The sequence below is a fragment of the Parvularcula sp. IMCC14364 genome (genome assembly GCF_030758415.1).
Lineage (GTDB): Bacteria > Pseudomonadota > Alphaproteobacteria > Caulobacterales > Parvularculaceae > Aquisalinus.
In genome coordinates, this window is the sequence record NZ_CP132334.1 from 125,112 (window position 1) to 146,482 (window position 21,371).

22 protein-coding genes are annotated in these 21,371 nt (G+C 54.2%); 12 read left to right on the plus strand and 10 right to left on the minus strand.

The genetic code is table 11. The annotated features are described in order from the left end of the window. Positions 1-37 precede the first annotated feature (37 nt). Together RAL90_RS00575 and RAL90_RS00580 are read left to right on the plus strand one after the other, a co-directional pair. Positions 38-670, plus strand: a complete 633-nt coding sequence (locus RAL90_RS00575; protein WP_306252592.1) for a peptidylprolyl isomerase — start codon at positions 38-40, stop codon at positions 668-670. Positions 671-682: 12 nt separating this feature from the next. After that, positions 683-2,350, plus strand: coding sequence for an amidohydrolase (locus RAL90_RS00580; protein ID WP_306252593.1), 1,668 nt, complete (start codon positions 683-685; stop codon positions 2,348-2,350). A gap of 4 nt (positions 2,351-2,354) precedes the next feature. On the opposite strand, the gene RAL90_RS00585 is transcribed toward RAL90_RS00580, so the two are convergent. Further along, on the minus strand, positions 2,355-2,663 hold the full coding sequence (locus RAL90_RS00585) for a hypothetical protein (RefSeq protein ID WP_306252594.1): 309 nt from the start codon (positions 2,661-2,663) through the stop codon (positions 2,355-2,357). Positions 2,664-2,759: 96 nt separating this feature from the next. On the opposite strand from RAL90_RS00585, the gene RAL90_RS00590 reads away from it, so the two are divergent. Further along, positions 2,760-3,593, plus strand: coding sequence for an IS5 family transposase (locus RAL90_RS00590; RefSeq protein WP_306249540.1), 834 nt, complete (start codon positions 2,760-2,762; stop codon positions 3,591-3,593). Between the two features lie 12 nt (positions 3,594-3,605). On the opposite strand, the gene RAL90_RS00595 is transcribed toward RAL90_RS00590, so the two are convergent. Beyond that, the gene (locus RAL90_RS00595; protein ID WP_306252595.1) at positions 3,606-3,995 is read right to left on the minus strand and encodes a hypothetical protein; all 390 of its coding nucleotides are present in this window, start codon (positions 3,993-3,995) and stop codon (positions 3,606-3,608) included. A gap of 122 nt (positions 3,996-4,117) precedes the next feature. Between RAL90_RS00595 and RAL90_RS00600 the strand changes: the two genes are divergently transcribed. From RAL90_RS00600 to RAL90_RS00610, 3 genes are all read left to right on the plus strand, one after another. Then, the gene (locus RAL90_RS00600) at positions 4,118-4,951 is read left to right on the plus strand and encodes an IS5 family transposase (protein WP_306249540.1); all 834 of its coding nucleotides are present in this window, start codon (positions 4,118-4,120) and stop codon (positions 4,949-4,951) included. A 271-nt stretch (positions 4,952-5,222) separates the two neighbouring features. Continuing rightward, on the plus strand, positions 5,223-6,371 hold the full coding sequence (locus tag RAL90_RS00605; protein ID WP_306252596.1) for a M14-type cytosolic carboxypeptidase: 1,149 nt from the start codon (positions 5,223-5,225) through the stop codon (positions 6,369-6,371). Between the two features lie 97 nt (positions 6,372-6,468). Beyond that, complete coding sequence (locus tag RAL90_RS00610; protein ID WP_306252597.1) at positions 6,469-8,220, plus strand: response regulator; 1,752 nt, start codon at positions 6,469-6,471, stop codon at positions 8,218-8,220. Positions 8,221-8,228: 8 nt separating this feature from the next. Here RAL90_RS00610 and ccmE read toward each other — a convergent pair whose 3' ends face one another. Genes ccmE through RAL90_RS00625 form a run of 3 tightly spaced genes read right to left on the minus strand, consistent with a single transcriptional unit; the run spans position 8,229 to position 9,712 of the window. Further along, positions 8,229-8,735: a cytochrome c maturation protein CcmE gene (ccmE, locus tag RAL90_RS00615; RefSeq protein ID WP_306252598.1), complete on the minus strand. Its 507-nt coding sequence runs from the start codon at positions 8,733-8,735 to the stop codon at positions 8,229-8,231. Between the two features lie 21 nt (positions 8,736-8,756). Further along, positions 8,757-8,885, minus strand: a complete 129-nt coding sequence (locus RAL90_RS00620; RefSeq protein WP_306252599.1) for a hypothetical protein — start codon at positions 8,883-8,885, stop codon at positions 8,757-8,759. A 2-nt stretch (positions 8,886-8,887) separates the two neighbouring features. After that, complete coding sequence (locus RAL90_RS00625; protein ID WP_306252600.1) at positions 8,888-9,712, minus strand: heme ABC transporter permease; 825 nt, start codon at positions 9,710-9,712, stop codon at positions 8,888-8,890. Positions 9,713-9,772: 60 nt separating this feature from the next. Between RAL90_RS00625 and RAL90_RS00630 the strand changes: the two genes are divergently transcribed. Continuing rightward, positions 9,773-9,964: a hypothetical protein gene (locus RAL90_RS00630; protein WP_306252601.1), complete on the plus strand. Its 192-nt coding sequence runs from the start codon at positions 9,773-9,775 to the stop codon at positions 9,962-9,964. Between the two features lie 56 nt (positions 9,965-10,020). Then, the gene (locus RAL90_RS00635) at positions 10,021-10,785 is read left to right on the plus strand and encodes a hypothetical protein (protein WP_306252602.1); all 765 of its coding nucleotides are present in this window, start codon (positions 10,021-10,023) and stop codon (positions 10,783-10,785) included. Positions 10,786-10,809: 24 nt separating this feature from the next. Here RAL90_RS00635 and RAL90_RS00640 read toward each other — a convergent pair whose 3' ends face one another. The 3 genes from RAL90_RS00640 to thrS form a co-directional block, all read right to left on the minus strand. Beyond that, positions 10,810-11,832: a glycosyltransferase family 2 protein gene (locus RAL90_RS00640; protein ID WP_306252603.1), complete on the minus strand. Its 1,023-nt coding sequence runs from the start codon at positions 11,830-11,832 to the stop codon at positions 10,810-10,812. Positions 11,833-11,916: 84 nt separating this feature from the next. Continuing rightward, positions 11,917-13,206, minus strand: coding sequence for an O-antigen ligase family protein (locus RAL90_RS00645; RefSeq protein ID WP_306252604.1), 1,290 nt, complete (start codon positions 13,204-13,206; stop codon positions 11,917-11,919). A gap of 6 nt (positions 13,207-13,212) precedes the next feature. Next, positions 13,213-15,177 (minus strand): threonine--tRNA ligase, encoded by a 1,965-nt coding sequence (thrS, locus tag RAL90_RS00650; protein ID WP_306252605.1) that lies wholly within the window; start codon positions 15,175-15,177, stop codon positions 13,213-13,215. Positions 15,178-15,329: 152 nt separating this feature from the next. Between thrS and RAL90_RS00655 the strand changes: the two genes are divergently transcribed. The 3 genes from RAL90_RS00655 (at position 15,330) to RAL90_RS16225 (ending at position 16,788) form a co-directional block, all read left to right on the plus strand. After that, positions 15,330-15,860 (plus strand): hypothetical protein, encoded by a 531-nt coding sequence (locus tag RAL90_RS00655; protein WP_306252606.1) that lies wholly within the window; start codon positions 15,330-15,332, stop codon positions 15,858-15,860. 351 nt (positions 15,861-16,211) lie between these two features. Then, positions 16,212-16,505: a hypothetical protein gene (locus RAL90_RS00660; RefSeq protein WP_306252607.1), complete on the plus strand. Its 294-nt coding sequence runs from the start codon at positions 16,212-16,214 to the stop codon at positions 16,503-16,505. Further along, positions 16,495-16,788, plus strand: a complete 294-nt coding sequence (locus RAL90_RS16225; RefSeq protein ID WP_372340392.1) for a type II toxin-antitoxin system RelE/ParE family toxin — start codon at positions 16,495-16,497, stop codon at positions 16,786-16,788. The genes RAL90_RS00660 and RAL90_RS16225 overlap by 11 nt, the downstream gene beginning before the upstream one ends. A 209-nt stretch (positions 16,789-16,997) precedes the next feature. Here the strand turns inward: RAL90_RS16225 and RAL90_RS00665 are convergent, their stop codons facing one another. Both RAL90_RS00665 and RAL90_RS00670 read right to left on the minus strand, forming a co-directional pair. Beyond that, the gene (locus RAL90_RS00665; protein ID WP_306252608.1) at positions 16,998-18,548 is read right to left on the minus strand and encodes a glycosyltransferase family 39 protein; all 1,551 of its coding nucleotides are present in this window, start codon (positions 18,546-18,548) and stop codon (positions 16,998-17,000) included. Between the two features lie 23 nt (positions 18,549-18,571). Beyond that, positions 18,572-20,284, minus strand: a complete 1,713-nt coding sequence (locus RAL90_RS00670; RefSeq protein WP_306252609.1) for a glycosyltransferase family 39 protein — start codon at positions 20,282-20,284, stop codon at positions 18,572-18,574. Between the two features lie 152 nt (positions 20,285-20,436). Here RAL90_RS00670 and RAL90_RS00675 point away from each other — a divergent pair, with 152 nt between their 5' ends. Further along, positions 20,437-21,219 (plus strand): glycosyltransferase family 2 protein, encoded by a 783-nt coding sequence (locus RAL90_RS00675; RefSeq protein WP_306252610.1) that lies wholly within the window; start codon positions 20,437-20,439, stop codon positions 21,217-21,219. The last annotated feature ends 152 nt before the right edge of the window (positions 21,220-21,371 follow it).

Sequence of the window (21,371 nt, forward strand, 5' to 3'; positions counted from 1 at the left end):
GCGCCTGACCATGGTGCCAGATAAAGGATCGGGAAGCATGTTTTCAATTTCAAGCCGGGTTATTTTGCCCGTTCTGGCCATGCTGGCCCTGAACGGCTGCGCACAGGAAAGCGAGCAAGCGAACATACAGGCGGCGGCCCAGCCGCGTGTGACGCTGGTTACGGACAGGGGGGATATCACCCTCGAGCTCTATCCGGAGAAAGCGCCAGTCTCTGTGGCGAACTTTTTGGCCTATATCGATCAGGGACATTACGCCCAAGGTGAAATTTATCGTGTGGTCAGATTTGACAATGACCAGGGCAATCCGAAGATCAATGTCATTCAGGGCGGGGTGAACTTTGATGTCGATGCACCCCTGCCACCGATTGCCCATGAGACAACAGACGCGACTGGCATTCTGCATACAGATGGGGTGATCTCCATGGCCCGGCTGGAGCCCGGCACGGCGGCGTCAGAGTTTTTCATCTCTATCGGTGACAATCCGGGTCTTGATTATGGGGGACAGCGCAACCCGGACGGGCAGGGGTTTGCCGCCTTCGGGCGGGTCATCTCCGGCATGGAGGTTGTGCAGGAAATTCATCAGCTGCGTGAGAGCGCGCCAGCGGAAGATGCTTATTTCGAAGGGCAGATACTGGCAGAGCCGGTAAAATTCAGTGCCAGGATAAATTAAGATTAGGAGATAATGATGCGCAAACATGTTGCCCTATTTACCAGCGGCCTGATTGCTGTGAGTGCCTGCGGCCAGTCTGAGCAGCTGCCGTTGGCCGCGCAGGAAGCTGATACGTTTTTCCATGGGGACGTCTATACAGGAAATGCCGCTTCACCGACCGCGCATGTGATTGCCGTCAAGGACGGCTATATCACCGGCGTTTACACAGAGGATCTGGCCCTGCCGGCAGATGATGCGCGCGTCATCGATCTTGGCGACGCGGTCGCCTTTCCCGGCTTCACGGACGCCCATGCCCATCTTGATGGTATCGGCTTTCGGGAACTGACTCTCAACCTTGAAGGCACATCTTCTGTATCGGACCTCAAATTGCGGGTTGCAGCGGAAGTTGAAAGAACGGCGCCCGGCGAGGTGGTCTATGGTCGGGGATGGATTGAAACCGGCTGGCCGGAAGGGCGTTTTCCCACCCGCTATGACTTGGATGAGGTTGCGCCGGATAACCCGGTTATTCTGGGCCGGGCTGACGGTCACGCAGCGGTGGTGAATTCCGCAGCGATTGCGCTTTCTGGCATTACAGACGACACGCCGGACCCAGAGGGCGGGGCGATTGAACGTGACGAGAATGGCGTTGCCACGGGCATCCTGATTGACAATGCGGAAAATCTGGTCAGTGGTCTGCTCGCGGCACCGTCGCCCGAGCGGCGCAAGGAGGCATTGCGTAAGGGAGCAGAAGTTTATGCCAATTATGGCTGGACCGGTATTCACTCCATGTCGGTCAATCCAGCGGACACAGAGTTGTTGATACAGCTTGAAGAAGAAGGCGATTTGCCGATCCGTGTCTATAACTCCCTCACCCCTGCCGGTCTCGATGATTTGGCTGAGACAGGCTTCTGGGAAATGAATGACGGCAAGCTGGTTACCCGGGCGATCAAGTTTTATGTTGATGGCGCACTGGGGTCACGCGGCGCCCTGCTGAAAGAGCCGTATGCGGACCAGCCGCAGACTGTTGGCCTGCAACTCATCACAGAGGCAGAAGCAAAACCCGCTTATCGCAAAGCTCTTGCTAACGGCATACAGGTGACAACCCATGCCATTGGTGATCAGGGCAACACGCTGGTGCTTGACTGGTATGAGGAAGTGCTCGCAGATCATGACGGCGCGCCGCGCTGGCGCATTGAACACGCGCAGGTCATTGACCCTGCCGATATTCCGCGCTTTGCGGCGCTGGGCGTCATTGCATCCATGCAACCCTCCCATGCAATTGGCGACTTGCACTTTGCACCGGCCCGCCTTGGTGATGAAAGACTGCGCGGCGCTTATGCCTGGCGCAGCCTGACGGATGCTGGCGCTGTCATTGCCGGTGGTTCTGACGCGCCGGTCGAGCGCGGCGACCCGATGATTGAGTTCTATGCGGCGGTGGGGCGTACTGACCTTGCAGGCTTTCAGGGCGCAAACTGGCACCCGGAAGAGGCTCTAAGCCGCGAGGAGGCCCTCGCCATCTTCACGAAAAATCCTGCTTATGCAGCTTTTATGGAAAACCGTCTCGGGACGATTGAGGTCGGCAAGAGAGCGGACTTTACCGTGCTGTCAGCAGACATCATGACGATCCCGGAAGAGCAAATTCCTGACGTGAAAGCCGTCATGACGATCGTCGATGGCAAGGTTGTTTATGATAGAGACTAAGTGTTCAAAAATGAGCTCTTACTTTCATACTTACATTATACCCAGAGAGATTATCACTGCTTGTGAAATGAAATTGTTCTGATGCAGGTCGAGCATCTGCATCTGGACAAACGCCAACATTAAATGGACAGACGCCATCATAAGTCAATGTCCCACTACCTGAAATGCTAAAATCCTCAGTCTCGAAATATTCAATTGAAAAAAGCGTCATTACAGAATCCGTTACATATATTGAGAATCCTGTTGCCAAAGAGTATTTCCATACTGATTCATCAACTTTAACATCAGTTAAGGAAGCAAATCCTGTAGACAAACTCCCACTACTTGGGCTTAGAGCCTGATCCAAAAGTATCTGGGTGATTTCAACGACTTATGATTCTCTTTGTTTGCTTAAGACACGGAGGATCAGATGAGTTGGAATGAAACCACCCGCACATATTATGACCGCAGTTTCCTGCGCTATGCAAGTGATCTGACGGACGACGAATGGGCTTTGATTGAACCTGAAATACCTCTTCCAAATCGGATGGGGCGTCCTCGCAAGTGGCCGATGCGGGAGATCATGAACGCCTTGTTGTATATCGCGTCTACTGGCTGCCAATGGCGCATGTTACCAAGGGATTTCCCGCCTTTTTCGACGGTTCAGAAATATTTTTATTGGTGGCGTGATGACAGATTGCTGGAAAAGATCAATCACCGCCTGCTGTTTGAATGCCGCGAAGCACACGGCAGAAGCCCACACCCCAGCGCAGGTGTGATCGATAGCCAGTCGGTTAAAACCACAGAAAGTGGCGGTATTACTGGCTTTGACGCGGGCAAAAATATAAAAGGCCGCAAGCGGCATATTCTGACGGATACGGAAGGCTTTCTGGTGACAGCACTTGTGCATGCCGCGGATGTACAGGATCGCGACGGCGCACCAGCGGTGTTGATGGAAGCGCGAGACAAATTTCCATGGCTTCGCCATATCTTTGCCGATGGTGGCTATGCGGGAGATAAGCTAAAGCGCAAACTTAAAAAAGTCGGTCCATTCCGGATGGAAATCATCAAGCGATCCGATAAAATGAAAGGCTTTAAAGTCCTGCCCCGGCGATGGGTCGTAGAACGCACATTCGCATGGTTAGGGCGATCACGCCGTCTCGCCAAGGATTGGGAACGATGCTGGACCTCAGCTATCGCATGGCTATTCATGGCTCACATCCGTATCGCAACAAGACGACTGGCAAGAGCATGTTTCATATGAAAGACTTTTGATTCAGACTCTTAGCATTGTTAACAAATTCTCGGGGGCGGGTGCACCAGATGCATCATAGTCAAGTAGTGCTTGTCCAAGTCTGGCAGATATGAAGGGTTTACTTTCTTCGTTTTCTGTAAAAAATTTACCTACTTCCAATCCGAAGAAACTATGTCCCAAGTCTGAGATATCGAGAAATTGTTCATAGCTATCGAAGGATCTTTCAGGGCTATTTAGTATGGGTAATACCTCAGGAGAGGCTTCAAAAGATATTTCTGCATTGCCAGTAAGCGTATTTTCAATCGAGTAGTTTTCGGCGATCAAGCTGAGCCAGAATGAATCTCTTTTTAGACCGAAGCCGATCTCGTAACCTGAGCTATCGCTAAAACTGATACGTTCTGTTCCACTCAAATTTGATGTCAGTGTAGATCTGTCGAACCTACCAACTCCGGCTTCAGAGCCTGATCCAAAAGTATCTGGGTGATTTCAACGACTTATGATTCTCTTTGTTTGCTTAAGACACGGAGGATCAGATGAGTTGGAATGAAACCACCCGCACATATTATGACCGCAGTTTCCTGCGCTATGCAAGTGATCTGACGGACGACGAATGGGCTTTGATTGAACCTGAAATACCTCTTCCAAATCGGATGGGGCGTCCTCGCAAGTGGCCGATGCGGGAGATCATGAACGCCTTGTTGTATATCGCGTCTACTGGCTGCCAATGGCGCATGTTACCAAGGGATTTCCCGCCTTTTTCGACGGTTCAGAAATATTTTTATTGGTGGCGTGATGACAGATTGCTGGAAAAGATCAATCACCGCCTGCTGTTTGAATGCCGCGAAGCACACGGCAGAAGCCCACACCCCAGCGCAGGTGTGATCGATAGCCAGTCGGTTAAAACCACAGAAAGTGGCGGTATTACTGGCTTTGACGCGGGCAAAAATATAAAAGGCCGCAAGCGGCATATTCTGACGGATACGGAAGGCTTTCTGGTGACAGCACTTGTGCATGCCGCGGATGTACAGGATCGCGACGGCGCACCAGCGGTGTTGATGGAAGCGCGAGACAAATTTCCATGGCTTCGCCATATCTTTGCCGATGGTGGCTATGCGGGAGATAAGCTAAAGCGCAAACTTAAAAAAGTCGGTCCATTCCGGATGGAAATCATCAAGCGATCCGATAAAATGAAAGGCTTTAAAGTCCTGCCCCGGCGATGGGTCGTAGAACGCACATTCGCATGGTTAGGGCGATCACGCCGTCTCGCCAAGGATTGGGAACGATGCTGGACCTCAGCTATCGCATGGCTATTCATGGCTCACATCCGTATCGCAACAAGACGACTGGCAAGAGCATGTTTCATATGAAAGACTTTTGATTCAGACTCTCAGGGAAATCTTCAATTTCAAATCCATAAGTAACATTATTTGTTGATATATACTTGGGGCCAAATTCTATAAAGAAATCAAGTGTATCAGCGTGCACGTACGGTGTGAAAAGTAAAAATATACAAATATATGTGAACTTTATTTTAATCATAATCCCACCTCATCATTACACTCTCACGCAAGATGAAGCTTGTCAATTTGATGGCAGTATGATTTTCATGAAGCCTATCTCCAGAATGAGGGTAGAACCATGACTGACCACATCCGGATTTCCAGCCAGTTTGACGGGGGCAACATCATCTGCCGCAGCGCGGAACGGGCTGATGATATCCAGCTTGATATTCGCCCTGATAATGAGAGCCATTTCTACCAATGGTTCTATTTCCGACTGACCGGTGCGCAGGATCAGGACTGCCGCTTGCGGCTCATGAATGCAGGCGGCTCCGCCTATACGCCGGGCTGGGAGGGGTATGAGGCTGTTGCGTCTTATGATCGGGAAAGCTGGTTCCGTGTGCCGACAAAATATGAAAATGGTGAGCTTGTCATTGAGCATACACCCTATCTCAACTCAGTCTATTTCGCTTATTTCGCGCCCTATAGCATGGAGCGCCATCAGGATCTGATAGCCTCAGCCGCCGATAGCGAGCGCACGCAGATTTCTGTTCTTAGCACCACGCTCGATGGACAGGACATGGATCTGTTGACCATCGGCACACTTGGAGAAGACAAGCTGTCATTCTGGATCACAGCGCGTCAACATCCGGGTGAGACCATGGCCGAATGGTGGATGGAAGGGTTCATTGGTCGCCTGCTGGACGAGACAGACCCCGTGTCACGATGTTTGCTGGAGCGGGCGGTGTTTTATCTGGTACCGAACATGAACCCTGATGGATCGCGGCGTGGGCATTTGCGCACCAACGCAGCAGGAATCAATCTCAACCGGGAATGGGACAAGGCAAGTCTGGAGAAAAGCCCGGAAGTGTTCTGTGTGCAGCAGAAAATGAGCGAAACTGGTGTGGATTTCGCCCTGGATGTGCATGGCGATGAAAATCTGCCCTATAATTTCATCGCGGGTGGTGAAGGCGCCCCCGGTTTTACAGATCATCAGCAGAAACTGCTTGATGGATACAAGCACGCACTGGCCCAGATCAGCCCTGATTTTCAGACAGAGTTCGGATATCCGGTCGATGCGCCCGGCACGGCAGACCTCTCCATCTGCACCAATTATATGGCCTGGAAATTCGGTTGCCTGGCAATGACACTGGAAATGCCCTTCAAGGACAGCGAGATAACACCCGATCCTGATTTTGGCTGGTCCCCTGGTCGCTGCATCCGTCTTGGTGTCGCCAGTCTGGATGCAATCTGGCAAGTGATTGATTTAATTGATGAAAAGGCTTGATTGCCTCTCGCGCCTCTACAATCCGGGATAATGCTATTTTAACCGATACACGTCATGCTGGTGGTTATTGATTTTAACATCCAAGGCTGACGCAAAAATGCCCCTGCAGGAAATCATCTGGCCCACCAAGGTCGACGGCGATATTCTGGATCTCGCGCGGCGCCGCCTGTTGGTGGTGCTCAGCCTGACTATCGGGATTTTCGGGTCGATTTCCGGCACAGTCGTTGGGGTGGAAACTTTTACGCAAGCCCCGCTGATGAGTATCGTTGGTGCCCTGCTGCCGCTGATATTGCTGGCGATGCCGTTTCTTGCCTATTTTACAAGACGTTTTGATCTTGCTTCTGTTTTGCTGATTATCTGCATTTACATGGTGACGCTGATTGTAGCGACCAGTGACAGGGGAGTGGCATCACCGGCTCTGTATTACTTTCCCATATTGCCAGTTGTGACAGGCCTGTTGCTGGGGTATCGCCCCGCAGTTTTTGCAGCGGTATTTGTTGTACTGAATTATCTGTGGTTGACGCCTCAATTTCTGACAAATTGGGAAGGTATTGCCCTGTCCATTCTTGCGTCAGGATTGACGCTGGTGATTTGTATTTTCCAGCGGGAAATCGAAAAGGTCACAGACGCCTTGCAGATGGCGCGTAACGAGGCCGAGGCAGGCAATGCAGCGAAGACGGAATTTCTTGCCAATATGAGCCATGAGTTGCGTACGCCGCTCAATGGCGTGCTTGGCATGGCGCAATTGCTTGATGAAACGGATCTCGACAGAAAGCAGAAACAGTACACGGAAACGATTGTGAAGTCTGGCCGGTCGCTTCTGGCCATTATCCAGAATGTTCTGGATTTTTCAAAGATTGAAGCAAATGAGATAACGCTTGAGGAAGAGGCATTCGATCTGTCTGAGTTGCTGGATGAAGTCAGCAGCACGATCAGTGGCGTGGCACTGCAAAAAGGGTTGGACCTTCAGGCCAAGGTGGACCCGAAGGTTGCGGGCACATATCTGAGCGACGTGAAGAAACTGAGACAAATACTGATCAATTTTGCCCGGAACGCGGTAAAATTCACAGATAGTGGAGCCATAACAATTGCTGCCACGCGTGACGGGATGGAGGGTATTCGTCTGGCCGTTTCAGATACGGGCCCGGGAATCGCTGAAGACCAGCAGGCAGATGTTTTCGAGCGTTTCCACCAGGTGGATGGCTCTGTCACACGTCGCCACAGTGGGGCCGGGCTTGGCCTTGCCATATCGCGGCAATTTGCAGACCTTCTGGGGGGGCGTATCGGGGTCAAAAGCCTGCCCGGTGAAGGCAGCACTTTTTTCATCTGTTTGCAGATGAAGAAGATCGGCCGGGCGACACCTGCAATCGAACCTGCGCCAGCGGCAGTGTCTCCCTGCGACAGCGTCAGTCTTGAAGAGCAGCATATCCGGATATTGTTGGCAGAAGACAACGCCGTGAACCGCGAAGTCATCAAGGCGGCAATGCGCAAGCATGACGCTATCATTCATGAGGTTGAAAACGGCGCTGAAGCGCTTGAACAACTCGCGTCAGGCGAGGTCTATGATGTGGTCCTGATGGATGTGCAGATGCCGGTCATGTCAGGCGATGAAGCCTTGCATCGTATCCGCAGTGCGGAAGCGGCGTACCAGAATGTGCCTGTGGTCATGATTACGGCCAATGCAGAGCGTCAGGCGCTCAACCGGTATCTGGCCATGGGGGCCAACGGGAACATCACCAAACCGTTCAATATAACGACCCTGCATGAAAAAATTGCCGCGTTTTGCAGAAAGCCCGCTGGGCAGAGAGGTTTTGTCGAGCGGCGTGCTGGCGGTTCACCCAGTACCTGACTGATGGCTCAGTCTGAGCCTTCATCCTTGTTCATATAATCTTCGTACCGGCCTGTGGCTTTCAGCGCATCAGCCACTTCTGGTGGCATATAATTCTCGTCATGTTTGGCCATGACTTGTGACGCCACAAAGATCCCGTCGTCGTTCAGATTGCCCTGAATGACGACACCCTGGTTTTCACGAAATATGCCCGGCAGCGGATCATTGGTCACGACAGTAACCGTGCCCTCATAATCGGTCACGTCAAACCATGTCTCCAGCCCTTCGCCCTGTTTGATCGTGCCTTCGGCAACCATACCGCCGATGCGGATCGCCCGCCCTTCAAGCTCTGCCGCTGAGGGCAGGTCTTTGGGGGCATAGAAGTACACAGATGTCTGGCTGATACCCACGATGACAAAGAAACTGGCCACGGCCAGCGTTGGCAACAGCAAGCTGACCACCAGCAGTCGTTGCCGCCGCCGCCGCATGGGGGGGCGTTTTTTCGGTGCGGGTTTGTTTTCAGGTGTATCAGTCATGGTTGGTTTCCGATTGCAAGGTCAGCGCTTGTCACTTCTGATGGCAGCATTGACTGCCCAGCCAACAAGACCGCCAAGGATGAGAATGGATATGGCCCAGGATGCCGCAACATAGGCTGTCACATCTGTGCCGATAAGGGTGCCTTCCATCTTCAGTTACTCCCTTCGCCGGCCGCTTGCGGCTGTTTGTCTGAGGGCCGAGAGGATGGATCATCTGTCATCGTGACAGGTTGTGCAACGCTGACAGGGCGGCTTGTTCTGGCTGTGCCGCTCTGCCGCCGCTCGCGCAGAACCGTCCGCAGGCGCAAGGTGACAAAGAAGCCGAACAGCAAGCCATATCCCAGCATCATGGTGAGCAGCGGCAAAAGCATTTCCGGCGGCATTTTAGGCCCTTCCGGCGTCACGATGGTGGCTGGCTGGTGCAGCGTTTCCCAGAATTCGACAGAAAACTTGATAATAGGCAGATTGATGGCCCCGACAAAGCACAGAAGTGCTGCGGAGCGGGCTGCCTGCGCCTGATTTTCAATGGCCCGCCAGAGCGCCATATATCCAATATATACGAAGGCGAGCACCAGCACGGATGTCATCCGGGCGTCCCAGTCCCACCAGACGCCCCAGGTGATCTTGCCCCAGATGCTGCCGGTGATGAGTGCCAGCACGCAAAAGGCGAGGCCCATGGGTGCAGCTTCGCGCGCGGCGAGGTCTGCCAGTTGATGGCGCCAGACATAGCCGAAAATACTGGCCACCACCATAAAGGCATAGGCCATCATCGTCATGGAGGCTGCCGGCACATGGACATACATGATGCGGACACTTTCGCCCATCTGATAATCCGGGGGCGTGAAGAACAGGGCCCACACGGCACCGCCGACAAGCAGGAGTGTCGCCGCAATGCCGGTCGTCCAGAGAATTGGCCCGGAATACCGCATGAAGCGTTCCGGATTGGCCATTGTGTCAAAAATGTTGAAGGTACCCATACGCGTCGCCTGCTTGTCTCTCCCACTGTCAGACTTGGCACAAAAGTCACGGTCCGGCAAATGACACTTGCGGTGATCGGCTTTTCCTATCGTTCGATAGGTGGATCGACGGCGCGCAAGGCATTTGCGGGCAGCTTCCTGCCGTTTTTTGCCATCATGGACGCAAAACTATTGGCAAGTGCGGCTTTCAGGTCATTGCTAAAGGCTGCTCTTCGCGCTTACGGTTTGAAGACGTTGTTCAGGCTAATATGATGTTGAAAAAGTTTTCTGTTTTGGCCGCCTGTTTTTATGCGTTAAGTGGTCTGGCCATGGCGCAGTCACCCTCTGCGGGGGCACAGGGTGACCAGGCGCTGAGTTACAGCGATCTGCAGGCGCAAGGCTATATTCTGTTTCAGCCATCAGACGTGAAGCAGAAACTGCTCAATTCAGGCTTTCTGCTCCAGTCAGAACAGGCAACACCTGATGGTGTGGCAAAAATCTACTCCATGACCGCCGGGCAACAGGTCTTCCTGTTTGGGTTCTCTGATTGTCAGAGTGAAGGCTGCCTGTTCATGCGGGCGATTCATCCGATCCCGACGGCCGCCGCCGGGCTGAATATCTCCACGGGCATGGTCAATGACCTGAACGGGACGACTCCTCTGGGCCATTATGTGGTGGAGCAGGGCGGTAATGTATCGTTGCGCTATTACGTCCCGGCTGTGCCCGAATGTGCAGAAGCCTGCCTCGACTCCCATCTTCTCCTGTTCATGAACGGGACCAAGGCTGCCCATGAAACCCTGCAACGCGTTGGCCGCCAGCGGGTTGCCGGTGCGGATGCAGAACTTATCGAAAAGGCTGATATTTTTGCCGCCGGAGCCCGGGGCCAAGGCGAGGCTTTCGATGCCAAAATTGTTTCTGCGCTGACGGTGCAGGAGACGCCCTTTGCGGCGAAAAACGGCTTTGCTGGTGTTGAAAACACACTGGTTGATGTCAGCAGCTTTACCGGATTTGAATACTGGAAGCCTGATTTCGGCTCACTCATCCCGGAAGAGCCCGAAGTTTATGACAGCAAGATCCTTAATCAGGTAGACTGATCACTGATCGCCGCACGCCTGAGCCTAGCGCGAGCTGCTCTGCGAGGTGATGCTTCGTGCTTTGCGTACGCCCTCTTTGCCGGTCTTCTTGCGCAATCCGACTAGTCGCAGGCCGCGCCGGATCAGGATATTGAGCGCTTTCACGCCAGTTGCGGCCCAGACCAGTGCACTGACAAGGGCGAGGAAGACAGCCGGATAGGGCTTGCGGAAATGTGTCCAGAAATATCGCACCAGGCTTTGGGCCTTGCGCATTTCCACGCGCAGTTTGCTCGCGCGGCTTGAACTCTTGAAATGTGGAATGCTGGTACTGGGCGAGAAATAAACCTCACCGCCAGCATCCCGCAGGCGCAGGCAGAAATCCACGTCTTCCACATGGAGGAAATATTCTTCATCCATGCCGTCAATCGCAGAAAAGGTCTCGCGCGGCATCAGCATACAGGCACCGGAGATCACCGGAATCGGAATCATTTCTTCCGGACACGGATCCTGATGCATGTTAAAGCGCCTGAAGTAGGGGTGCTGTGGCGCGAGTTTGTAGATCCGCGTCATTTCCACAAAGGCCGTCCACGGAGTAAGTGGGCTGCGGCGTGACCCTGCCTGCTCGGTACCGTCAGGGTTGATCAGCTTGCCGCCCATAACCCACTTGCCGTCAAGCTTGCCTGCGTCAGCCAGCAATTCAGCCACGGCGTTGTCGGGCAGGATGGCATCCGGGTTCAGGAGGAACAGAAACTGTCCGGTGGCGGCCTTTGCCCCAATATTGCAGCCTGCCGCATAACCCACATTGCCATGGCCCGAGATAATCTGAAGTTTATGGCTGTTGTCACCGGCGATCGCTTCAAGCCGGGTCATTTCATCAACCCAGTTGCCATTATCAACGACAATCACTTCTGCCACTTCCGCCTGCCGCAAGGCAGACAGTACAGAGCGCACCAGCAACGGGCCTGTCCAGTAAGAGACGATGATCACACTAACGCACTGGCGTGGCCGTGGTTGTGATGCCCCCTCAGGCGATGTCATTTCTACAGGTTGCACGCTCGCAGCACTCATTGTCACAAAGTATCCCCTCAAACTGTTGTGCGCCATGGTGCGCTGCAACACAATACCACAGGTTAATAATTGAACGCGAAACTCTCATGATTCCAGTCGCAGTGCTCGCCCGATCAGCACGAGACCGAACAGCGCGAAACCAAATGTGGAAAACCGCCAGACAGTCCACAGGCTTGTCTCGAAACTGGCAAAAGTGAGGAATATAATGCCGAGCGCGCATACAGCGCCGGTTTCGGCTTTGGTCAAGGTCAGTCTTGAAAGGTACTGGAACGCCTGTGACAGGGCCGCAAGCACCATGAGAATGCCGACAAGGCCAAATTCCAGCCAGAGATGAATGAACAGGTTATGGGGGTGGGTGGGCATGACGTGGAATGTGTATGGGGCAACCGCCAGCTCCACAGTCGGGCCTGCCTCATACAAATAGCGGCTGAAGCCGATCCCGCCGCCGAACAGGAATGTCCACAGGTCTGCTGTCAGCAGGTCGAAACTGTATCGCCAGGCAATAAGGCGCATCTGCCAGGATGTCGGGATGAACTCTGCGGCGACCAGCGCCTCCTGCGCCGGCAGTAAAAGAGCGACCGCCGCCCAGAACAGGAAAAGGCCGATCGCACAGACCTGCAAGGCTGAAATGGCGTAGCGCGAAAACATAAATCCAAGTACCGCTGCGGCAAGACCACCGGCCAGCGCCAGCAGGTTGGCGGATATTCCCCCCAGCAGCAGGGCGGCGAGCGCAATACCTGCAACGATGATGAGCTGGAGCGCCCTTGCAGGCATGGTCCCCAATTTTTCACGAATAAAGGCAAGGCTGCCCAGCGCAAGCAGGGCTGGCACCGCGAGATATAGTGCAAGGCCTGCACCGCGTGCCGAAGCAATGATGTCTTTGCCCTTGATACCGTCTTTGGGCAGCAGGTCGCGCAGGAGGCCGCCAGTCAGCCCTTCAAGACCAAGAAACAGGGCGGTCACGACTGTTACTGTCACCAGTATCCAGAGGGCCAGTCGGCTGCTGGCCATGTTCAGGGCCAGCCAGATCAATCCGGCAATGGATAATATCAGGGCCGCCATTCTCGGGGCCCAGTCTATGCGGTCGGGCTGGGGCGACCACAAGGCGGAGAGGCCCATAAAGCCACACAGGAAGAGCAGCCAAACCAGCACGCTGGCAGGTCCCGGTCTGAGGATAACGCGCGGCTGCCAGATGCGTCGCAGGGCAGATACTGCGCCTGGATAAAATGCTGTTGCCAGCCCGATCAGGGCAAGCGCTGTCACCGTGTTGCGGTGGGAAAAGAGCAGCAGAACGGGCAGAGCTGCGATCAGCGCAAGAGCGATCCCGACTGGCAGGCGCTGTCGCCAGTTGCCAGAAAAGAGGGCCCCCGCCACGTCGGCCTATCCTTCTTTCAGGTCAGGTGGCAGCGCTTCATGTGTAAGATCCTGCAAGGCGTCATCAAGGGTGATGACCCGCGATTCCTTTGAGCCAAGACGGCGCAGGGAAACCTTGCGCTCATCTGCCTCTCTGGCGCCCACAACAGCGATCACCGGCACTTTGGCATGAGAGTGCTCGCGCACCTTGTAGTTGATCTTCTCATTACGCAGATCAGTTTCTACGCGCAGACCGGCTGCACGCATTTCTTCTGCAACACTGTCTGCATAGGCATTGGCCTCGCTGGTGATTGTCGCAACAACGATTTGTGTCGGTGCAAGCCAAAGCGGCATTTTGCCTGCGTGGTTTTCAATCAAGATACCGAGGAAGCGCTCCAGCGTGCCCAGTATGGCCCGGTGCAGCATGACAGGGCGATGGCGGTTTCCGTCTTCACCGATATAGGTCGCATCAAGGCGCTCCGGCAGCACAAAATCAAGTTGCAGGGTGCCGCATTGCCAGGAACGCCCAATGGCATCCTTCAGATGGAATTCCAGTTTCGGGCCATAAAAGGCCCCCTCTCCCGGGGCATAGTCATAATCGATATTTGCAGCCTTGAGAGCATCCTCAAGGCCTTTTTCGGCGCGATCCCAGACCTCATCATCGCCCGCCCGCAATTCGGGCCGTGTTGCCAGCAGCACTTTGAGTTCCTCAAAGCCAAGGTCTTCATAGACAACAGCCAGCAACTCGCAGAAAGCAACAGCTTCTTCCGTGACCTGATCTTCACGACAGAAAATATGTGCATCATCCTGTGTCATCTGGCGTACACGCATCAAGCCATGCAGGGCGCCATGCGCTTCATTGCGGTGGCAGCAGCCAAATTCCGCCATGCGAATTGGCAAATCGCGATAGGATTTAATGCCCTGCTTGAAAATCTGCACATGCGCTGGACAGTTCATGGGCTTCATGGCCATGAGTGTTGCCTCGCCCGAAATGACAGGTCCATCACCTTCCGTATTCGGCACTTCATCCGGCACAACAAACATGTTTTCACGGAACTTGGCCCAGTGGCCGGACTGTTCCCAGAATTTGGAATCGAGCAGTTGCGGGGTCTTCACCTCGACATACTCTGCACCCTGCAGGCGACGGCGGATATAGTTCTCCAGCGCCAGCCACATGGTATAGCCCTTGGGATGCCAGAAGACAGAGCCTTGCGCTTCTTCCTGCAGGTGGAACAGGTCCATCTCGCGGCCCAGCTTGCGGTGGTCGCGTTTTTCGGCTTCTTCCAGCCGGGTCAGATAGGCTTTCAGGTCTTTCTCGTTGAGCCAGGCCGTGCCGTAAATTCTTTGCAGCATGGCGTTTCTGGAATCCCCGCGCCAATAGGCGCCCGCAAGTTTCATCAGCTTGAAGGCCTTGCCAATATGCTTCGTAGACGGCAGATGCGGTCCCCGGCAGAGATCATGCCAGTCGCCGTGGTAATAGACCCGGATCTCTTCACCTTCCGGCAGGTCACGGATCAGTTCCGCCTTGTATGTTTCGCCAAGCTTTTCAAAATGGGCCACGGCTTCGTCCCGCGGCATCGTTGTCTTGTGCGTTGCCAGGTCTGCTTCGACCAGTTCATTCATTTTCTTTTCGATGGCGGCAAAATCTTCCGTCGAGAACGGCTCTTCGCGGGCGAAGTCATAATAGAAGCCGTCTTCAATCACCGGACCGATGGTGACCTGCGTGCCCGGAAAAAGCGCCTGCACAGCCTGGGCCAGAAGGTGCGCTGTATCATGGCGCACAAGGTCCAGGCCATCCTCGCTTTCCCGCACGATAACTTCAACGGCGGCATCAGTGTCGATTTCGGTGAATAGGTCACGCAACTCGCCATCGACCTTGATGGCCACAGCCTTCTTGGCCAGAGATTTGGAAATATCCTCGGCAATCGCCGTGCCGGTGACCGCGCCGTCAAATTCGCGTCGGGATCCGTCTGGCAAAGTGATCTGTGGCATGGTCGCTCTCTTGTCTTCGCATGTGCAAAACTGAAGGAGTCACATTCCGCAGTTAGGCACAAAGGTCAATAGTGTGGTCGCGCTTGCCATCCGGCAGTCAATATAGGAGGCTGTTACGAGAGAATTCGAAATTCACGGATGGAGAGATTTCCATGTTGAAAAAGTTGGCCCTGACAGCGGCAATATTCATCAGCGGTACTGGCGTGGTGATAGCGCAAAGCACCGGCACGCCGCCGCCTGCACCATGCCAGAGTGCGGAATATCGCGCGTTCGATTTCTGGCTGGGCCAGTGGGATGTTTATGACACCAGCGGCAATCTCGCTGGCAGCAACAGTATTACGCTGGAAGAGGGCGGCTGTCTGATATTGGAGAAATGGACCAACACGCAAGGTGGCACCGGTCAAAGCTATAATTTTTACGATCCCGGTATGGGCCAGTTCCGGCAGGTCTGGGTCTCGTCAGGGGCGGTGATCGATTATGCCGGTCAGTTGAATGAAGCCGGAGAAATGGTGCTTGAGGGTGACATCAATTATCACAATGGCACCGCTGCCCCCTTCCGGGGGACCTGGACCCTACAGGAAGATGGCAGCGTGCGGCAGTATTTCCAGCAATATGATGCCGACGGGGAAGTCTGGAACGACTGGTTCACGGGCATTTATGTTAAGCAGGAAGAGGGGGAGTAGGACAGATTTTTGGCCGGGATAACTGTCTGGCAATCGTGTTTCACATTGATAGTCTTCGTATTATGGCAACCATCTCTTTGGTTGATTGCATTCGGCAATAAAGACCGATGAGGCGCAGCCTATCCGCCAGCAAAACCTGCCTTCCATTCGTCCTCCCGTTATGCGCTGCGGCATGAGATGACGCGGCGCAGATACGGGATCCATCTCCGAAACGTGCAGAACTCACGAAGTGACCAGCAAGCGAGGTTGCATTAGCGTTAAAATATTGCACTGTGAACTGGCATAGTTACTTACCCACCTGTTAACAGTTACAGCAAGCTGTAGCGTACAGATAGCAATAGCCATTATACAATGTTGTCACAGCCAACAACGGGTAATGGTCAGCTTGAAATGCGACGGCGCATGTGCGATGAACAGATTATGAACAAGATATTCGATCATTCGGTTAGCCTCGCTCGAGAATGCCTCTCGCCGGAGAACCAGACCGAGTTGGCGGAATTAATGCAGACTTATGTTGCGAGTCGCGTCGATACTGATGATTTCAGCGAAGAAGAAGTCAATATACTGAAGAAGCGGTTGGAAAACCACAATCAGTTCGTCTCTCACGAAGAGGTAGACAGCTTCTTCGCGGCACATGACATATAGTATTACGTACACGAGGGAAGCTCTCTCAGATCTCATCGCAATTAGCACTTATCTGCGAGAGCGCAACCCGGCCGCCGCAAAGGCTGTGATACAGGATATTGAAACAGCTATCAGCCACTTGCCGGACTTTCCACAACTAGGTGTGGTCAGCCGGAGGCTCACGGACGTGCGTCGGCTTGTGTCGTCCAGGTATCATTATGTCGTTGCTTACAAAGTAGATACGGACAGGAGAGAAGTCCTGATTATTGCAGTTTTTCATCCCCGCCAACAGAAAACCGTGTAATAGTTTTTTAGCCTGCCAGCAAGCAGGTTGCATGAAGCCGCAGGCGCAATGCGCCACCTCAGATTATTCGCAATCGCCATACTCTCAAGAGACAGCAAGTTGCCCATCATGAGCAGGCGATGATCCAGCTTTCTCTCAATCAACCAGCCCGACTAAAATCTGTACCGCACACTGACTCTCAGCTGGCGCGGTACTGCATCCGGGAAAACCTAATAAGGGCGACAGTCATCCTTGGTGAACTTGATCGCTGTGGGCGGTGTGCGCTCGCTGGCGTCTACCGCTGGATTATAGCCAGACAGTTCGTACAGCCCATAGCGACGCGGGCAGCGGACTTTCATGTCCAGTTCCGAGACGCCAATTTCGATGATATTCTCAAACTCAACATAGGAATAAAGATACTGAGGATATTTCGCTACCAGCAGCGCCTTGTCATATTGTGTCGGGTCAAACTTGTCGAAAGCCTCATAGTGATATTCGACTTTCCGGTTGATGTCCCAGGCTTTAATCGGTTTGCCGATATCCCGCATGTAATAGAGTAGGTTCCCCATCAACTCACGATCATCCACGACGATCACATCATAATTTTCAGCATAGCGCGCAATATCTGCGGCCTGTTTATCCCAGTCGCGGACGCGCTTGACAGAATTGGACTGACCGATCGCATCAACAATGGCGAAGTTGGTAGAGGCGATCATGAAGATGACGGCCAGCAGGACATGCAGCGCAGTAGAAGCCTGCAGCCAGCGTTTGCTGCCTGCGCGCAGGAGCCAGGCCGTGACCAGCATGACAAGCGCCGGATAGGATGTCATTGCCCAGTTCGCGTTGGCCTTTGACAGAAAAGCCTGCAGGCAGATCACCAGTATCGGTGGCAAGGCAAAAGCGATCAGCAACAGGTCCTTGTGGCGCACAGTATTGTCGTCTGGCAGACGCTTGCCCGGTGTGATCAGTCCCCAGATCAGGGCACCGAAAATAATCGGTCCGGCAACGCCGAACTGCGCTGTAAAGAACTCGAAGAATTCATCAAAGTTGAACATGTCCCGGCCCCAGCTGGCATTTTCCTGGGTATGGGCAAGGGTCTGGAAATCATTGGCGGCATTCCAGAAGATGTTGGGCAGGAATATCAGGAAGGCGATAATTCCAGCCAAGGCCAGCGGCAGCGGCCTGAACGCCTTGCGGGCATCTGCGGACAGGATGAATGCCAGAGTCATGCAAAGCGGGAAATAGATCATCGCATATTTGGAGAGCATTCCCAGGCCGATGCTGACCCCCAGCAGAATGGCCCAGCGGATATTGTCCTCTTCAGTCAGGCCGATAAAGGCGCGCAAAGCAAGACACCAGAACAACAGCAGGGGAATATCCGTGCTCAGAATGGCGTTGGAAAGAATAATGGCTGGCAGGGTTGTCCACACAATCGCCGCCCAGAACCCGACCTGTTCGTCATAAAGTCGACGGCTGATGAGAAATACAAGCCAGGTCGTTATGCCGGTGATGACGGGCGAGAGCAGCCTGACTGCCCATTCTGCATCCCCGAACAGGCTCGTGCTGACACCAATCAGCCAGCCGATCATCGGTGGTTTTGAGAAATAGCCGAACTGGAATGACTGCCCCCACCACCAGTATTGGGTTTCATCCGGTCCCAGATCAATCTGACTCAGGAACAGGAAAATGATCCGCAGGATGGTTACGGCGAGGATGATATATATCAGCAGCCGGGCAGGATTGCTGTTGGCAAGGTCTTTGATCTGGGCGAATGGTGACATGCGGAAACGGGGCTGGTTGAAATTCAATAGGAAACGTAGAGGGTTAGTACCACATCTATTGCGTTTGAATAGTTGTAACCGGAAAGTTGTGCCTGTTTTCTCACCGGCGTATCCCCAAGCGCGAACAGAAAGGCTTCTTCCTGTCGGCTTTCGACAACGGCAAGCCGGCCCGGTGCAGCCTTCAGCCAGTCTGCCGCTGTTTGCGGAGTGCTGATGCGGTTACTGGTCCCTAACAGGAAAATGGCTGAGGGTTCATTATAACCGAGCAGGGCAACGGGCTCAGCGCCACTGCGCAGTGGATGGAGTTGCTGTTCTTCCAGCATGGCGGAAAGTCGCGGCGACACCTGGAAGGCGTCCAGCCGGGCCAGCATCCCCTCATAAAGCATCCACGCCATCAGTGCGCCGAGCAGGCTGCTGGAGACCAGCGCTGTTTTGAGTTTCAGCCGCCAGAGCTGGAAAACGCACCAGACGGCACCGACCAGTGTGACTGCGGCAAATATATATTCCAGCAGCCCCGCCCCGTTCGTGCTGTAGGTGTTGCCAGCATAGATGAACAGGACTGCGACCAGAACCGCCACCAGCAGATACAGCCCGGCGCCAAGCAGGCGGCTGACTGGCAGTGTGCTGCTGACGCCTTCCCGGCTCAGGCGTGTGACGCAATGGGCAATCAGAAAAGCCAACGCCGGATAGACCGGCAGGGTATAATGCGGAAGCTTTGTGGAGGCGATCTCGAAAACGGCCCAGGTTGGGATCAGCCAGGCGAGGCAGAAAATAACGCCTGCATGGCGGATATCCGTCAATGCGTGGCGCAGGCCCGCAGGCAACAGCAGGGCTGCAGGCCAGAACATGATCCAGACCACTATCAGGTAATACCCGATTGGCCCGGCATGACTTTCCTGTGCCTCCCCGACCTTGCCAAGCATGTCCGTGCCCAGTGCTTCAGCAAAGAAACGCCCTTGCGTTTCCAAGCCGATGGCAATCATCCATGGGCTGACAATGATCAGTAATACGATCAGGCCGGTGATCGGCCGGAATGTCAGGGCCCATTTATAGATCCGGCTGAGGTCACCCGGCGACTTTGGGAAATGCCAGAGGCAGAGCGCCGCAACGGTGAGGACAGAAATCATCGGCGTGATTGGCCCTTTGATCAGGATGCCGATGGCCAGTGCGGCCCAGAACAGAAGGATCGTCGCAAGGCCCGGCCGCTTGCCAGCCAGAAAACCGTCCAGATACATTCTGGCCAGTGCCAGTTGGCTGGCCAGAACAGTGGCCAGCAGGGTTGCATCGGTCTTGGCGATGGTTGCCTCACCACTAAAGGACGGCGCGGCGATAAGCAGAAGCGTGCCAAAAAAAGCTGTTTCTTCCTCGAAAAGACGACACCCTATCAGATAGGCCAGCCACGCGGACAATAGAGCGGCCAGAAAGGAGGGCAGCCGGTAAGCCCAGATTTCTCTGGCATCAACATCCGAAAACAGACTGACGCTCGCTGCCTGCAGCCAGTAAATACCCACCGGCTTCTTGTTGCGTTCATCGTCCTGGAACCGGATATTGATGTAGTCACCTGTCTCCAGCATCTGGGTTGTGGCCTGCGCAAAGCGGGCTTCATCGCGGTCTATTGGCGGGATGGAGAATGTCCCGGCCAGTGAAACCACCGCGGCAAACAGGACAAGCACGAGCATTCTGGAAATGCGTGCATCCGTTTGGGCGTCTGCTGGCATGTCGGCTGCATGGGCCATGAGTGTAAATAACCTGAAGCTGGCAGGTGCACCTAACCACAAGGCTTCTTGGATGTCTGTTACTCTGTGGCAACAATAGAGTTTACAGGCGGAATTGACCCGATTATGAGCGCTACGGTTTACGCGCCCGCAGTGAAGGCATAACAACAAGAATGACCAATCGCGTCCCGGCATCCCTGTACAATATCGTTCAGGCCCCACCAAAAGAGGGGCCGGCGCTGAGCGTTGTCGTGCCCATGTATAACGAGGCAGAAAATGCCGGTGTCCTGATCGAGGAGATCGCGACGGCCCTGCGCGGCAAGGTTTTGTTCGAAATTATTGCCGTCAATGATTGCTCCACTGACACAACGGCGGCAGTGTTATCAGGCCTGAAGGAGCGTTTTCCGGAATTGCGACCCCTTTCACATGGGCAAAATGCCGGGCAAAGCAGAGGCGTGCGCACGGGCATCATGGCCGCGCGCAGCCCGGTCATCAGCACGCTTGATGGCGATGGCCAGAATAACCCGGCAGATATTCCAGCCCTTTATACGGCTCTCACGCGGGACGGTGCACCAGCCTCCCTGATGATGGTTGCGGGTGAGCGCCAGAAGCGACGGGACACAGCCGCCAAGCGGTATGCCTCACGCATCGCCAATGGCGTCCGGAAAAACCTGCTCGGAGATGACGCAAATGACACAGGCTGTGGCCTGAAGGTCTTTTACCGGGATGCGTTTCTGCGCTTGCCCTATTTTGATCATATCCACCGCTATTTGCCGGCATTGATGAAACGCGAAGGCTATGAGGTGGAATTTCTGCCGGTCTCCGCGCGCGAACGGCTTTACGGACAGTCGAAATACACCAATTTCCAGCGTGCCGCTGTCGCCATTCGCGACCTGATGGGCGTCATGTGGCTGAAAAGCCGTCATCGCCACCCCGGCTCTATCGAAGAGCTGTAACTCGCTCGCAATGGCCGCGCCTGACCTCTCAGGAAGTTCCTGCTGCCAAACTGACAACGGCACAATCTTGTTCTTCTTGTGTTCTTTTTCGTGCAGTAGAGGTTTTTCCCTCAAGTCAGCGTTGTAAGAATGTGTCGGCTTTTTGAAAATTC

Bases quoted from the DNA above. Each gene is read 5' to 3' on its own strand.
- RAL90_RS00640 (WP_306252603.1), bottom strand. From the start codon at position 11,832: ATGAGTGCTGCGAGCGTGCAACCTGTAGAAATGACATCGCCTGAGGGG.
- RAL90_RS00625 (WP_306252600.1), bottom strand. From the start codon at position 9,712: ATGGGTACCTTCAACATTTTTGACACAATGGCCAATCCGGAACGCTTC.
- RAL90_RS00580 (WP_306252593.1), top strand. From the start codon at position 683: ATGATGCGCAAACATGTTGCCCTATTTACCAGCGGCCTGATTGCTGTG.
- RAL90_RS00660 (WP_306252607.1), top strand. From the start codon at position 16,212: ATGTTGTCACAGCCAACAACGGGTAATGGTCAGCTTGAAATGCGACGG.
- RAL90_RS00655 (WP_306252606.1), top strand. From the start codon at position 15,330: ATGTTGAAAAAGTTGGCCCTGACAGCGGCAATATTCATCAGCGGTACT.
- RAL90_RS00590 (WP_306249540.1), top strand. From the start codon at position 2,760: ATGAGTTGGAATGAAACCACCCGCACATATTATGACCGCAGTTTCCTG.
- RAL90_RS00605 (WP_306252596.1), top strand. From the start codon at position 5,223: ATGACTGACCACATCCGGATTTCCAGCCAGTTTGACGGGGGCAACATC.
- RAL90_RS00670 (WP_306252609.1), bottom strand. From the start codon at position 20,284: ATGGCCCATGCAGCCGACATGCCAGCAGACGCCCAAACGGATGCACGC.
- ccmE (WP_306252598.1), bottom strand. From the start codon at position 8,735: ATGACTGATACACCTGAAAACAAACCCGCACCGAAAAAACGCCCCCCC.
- RAL90_RS00575 (WP_306252592.1), top strand. From the start codon at position 38: ATGTTTTCAATTTCAAGCCGGGTTATTTTGCCCGTTCTGGCCATGCTG.
- thrS (WP_306252605.1), bottom strand. From the start codon at position 15,177: ATGCCACAGATCACTTTGCCAGACGGATCCCGACGCGAATTTGACGGC.
- RAL90_RS00675 (WP_306252610.1), top strand. From the start codon at position 20,437: ATGACCAATCGCGTCCCGGCATCCCTGTACAATATCGTTCAGGCCCCA.
- RAL90_RS00600 (WP_306249540.1), top strand. From the start codon at position 4,118: ATGAGTTGGAATGAAACCACCCGCACATATTATGACCGCAGTTTCCTG.
- RAL90_RS00665 (WP_306252608.1), bottom strand. From the start codon at position 18,548: ATGTCACCATTCGCCCAGATCAAAGACCTTGCCAACAGCAATCCTGCC.
- RAL90_RS16225 (WP_372340392.1), top strand. From the start codon at position 16,495: ATGACATATAGTATTACGTACACGAGGGAAGCTCTCTCAGATCTCATC.
- RAL90_RS00630 (WP_306252601.1), top strand. From the start codon at position 9,773: ATGACACTTGCGGTGATCGGCTTTTCCTATCGTTCGATAGGTGGATCG.
- RAL90_RS00610 (WP_306252597.1), top strand. From the start codon at position 6,469: ATGCCCCTGCAGGAAATCATCTGGCCCACCAAGGTCGACGGCGATATT.
- RAL90_RS00620 (WP_306252599.1), bottom strand. From the start codon at position 8,885: ATGGAAGGCACCCTTATCGGCACAGATGTGACAGCCTATGTTGCGGCA.
- RAL90_RS00635 (WP_306252602.1), top strand. From the start codon at position 10,021: ATGGCGCAGTCACCCTCTGCGGGGGCACAGGGTGACCAGGCGCTGAGT.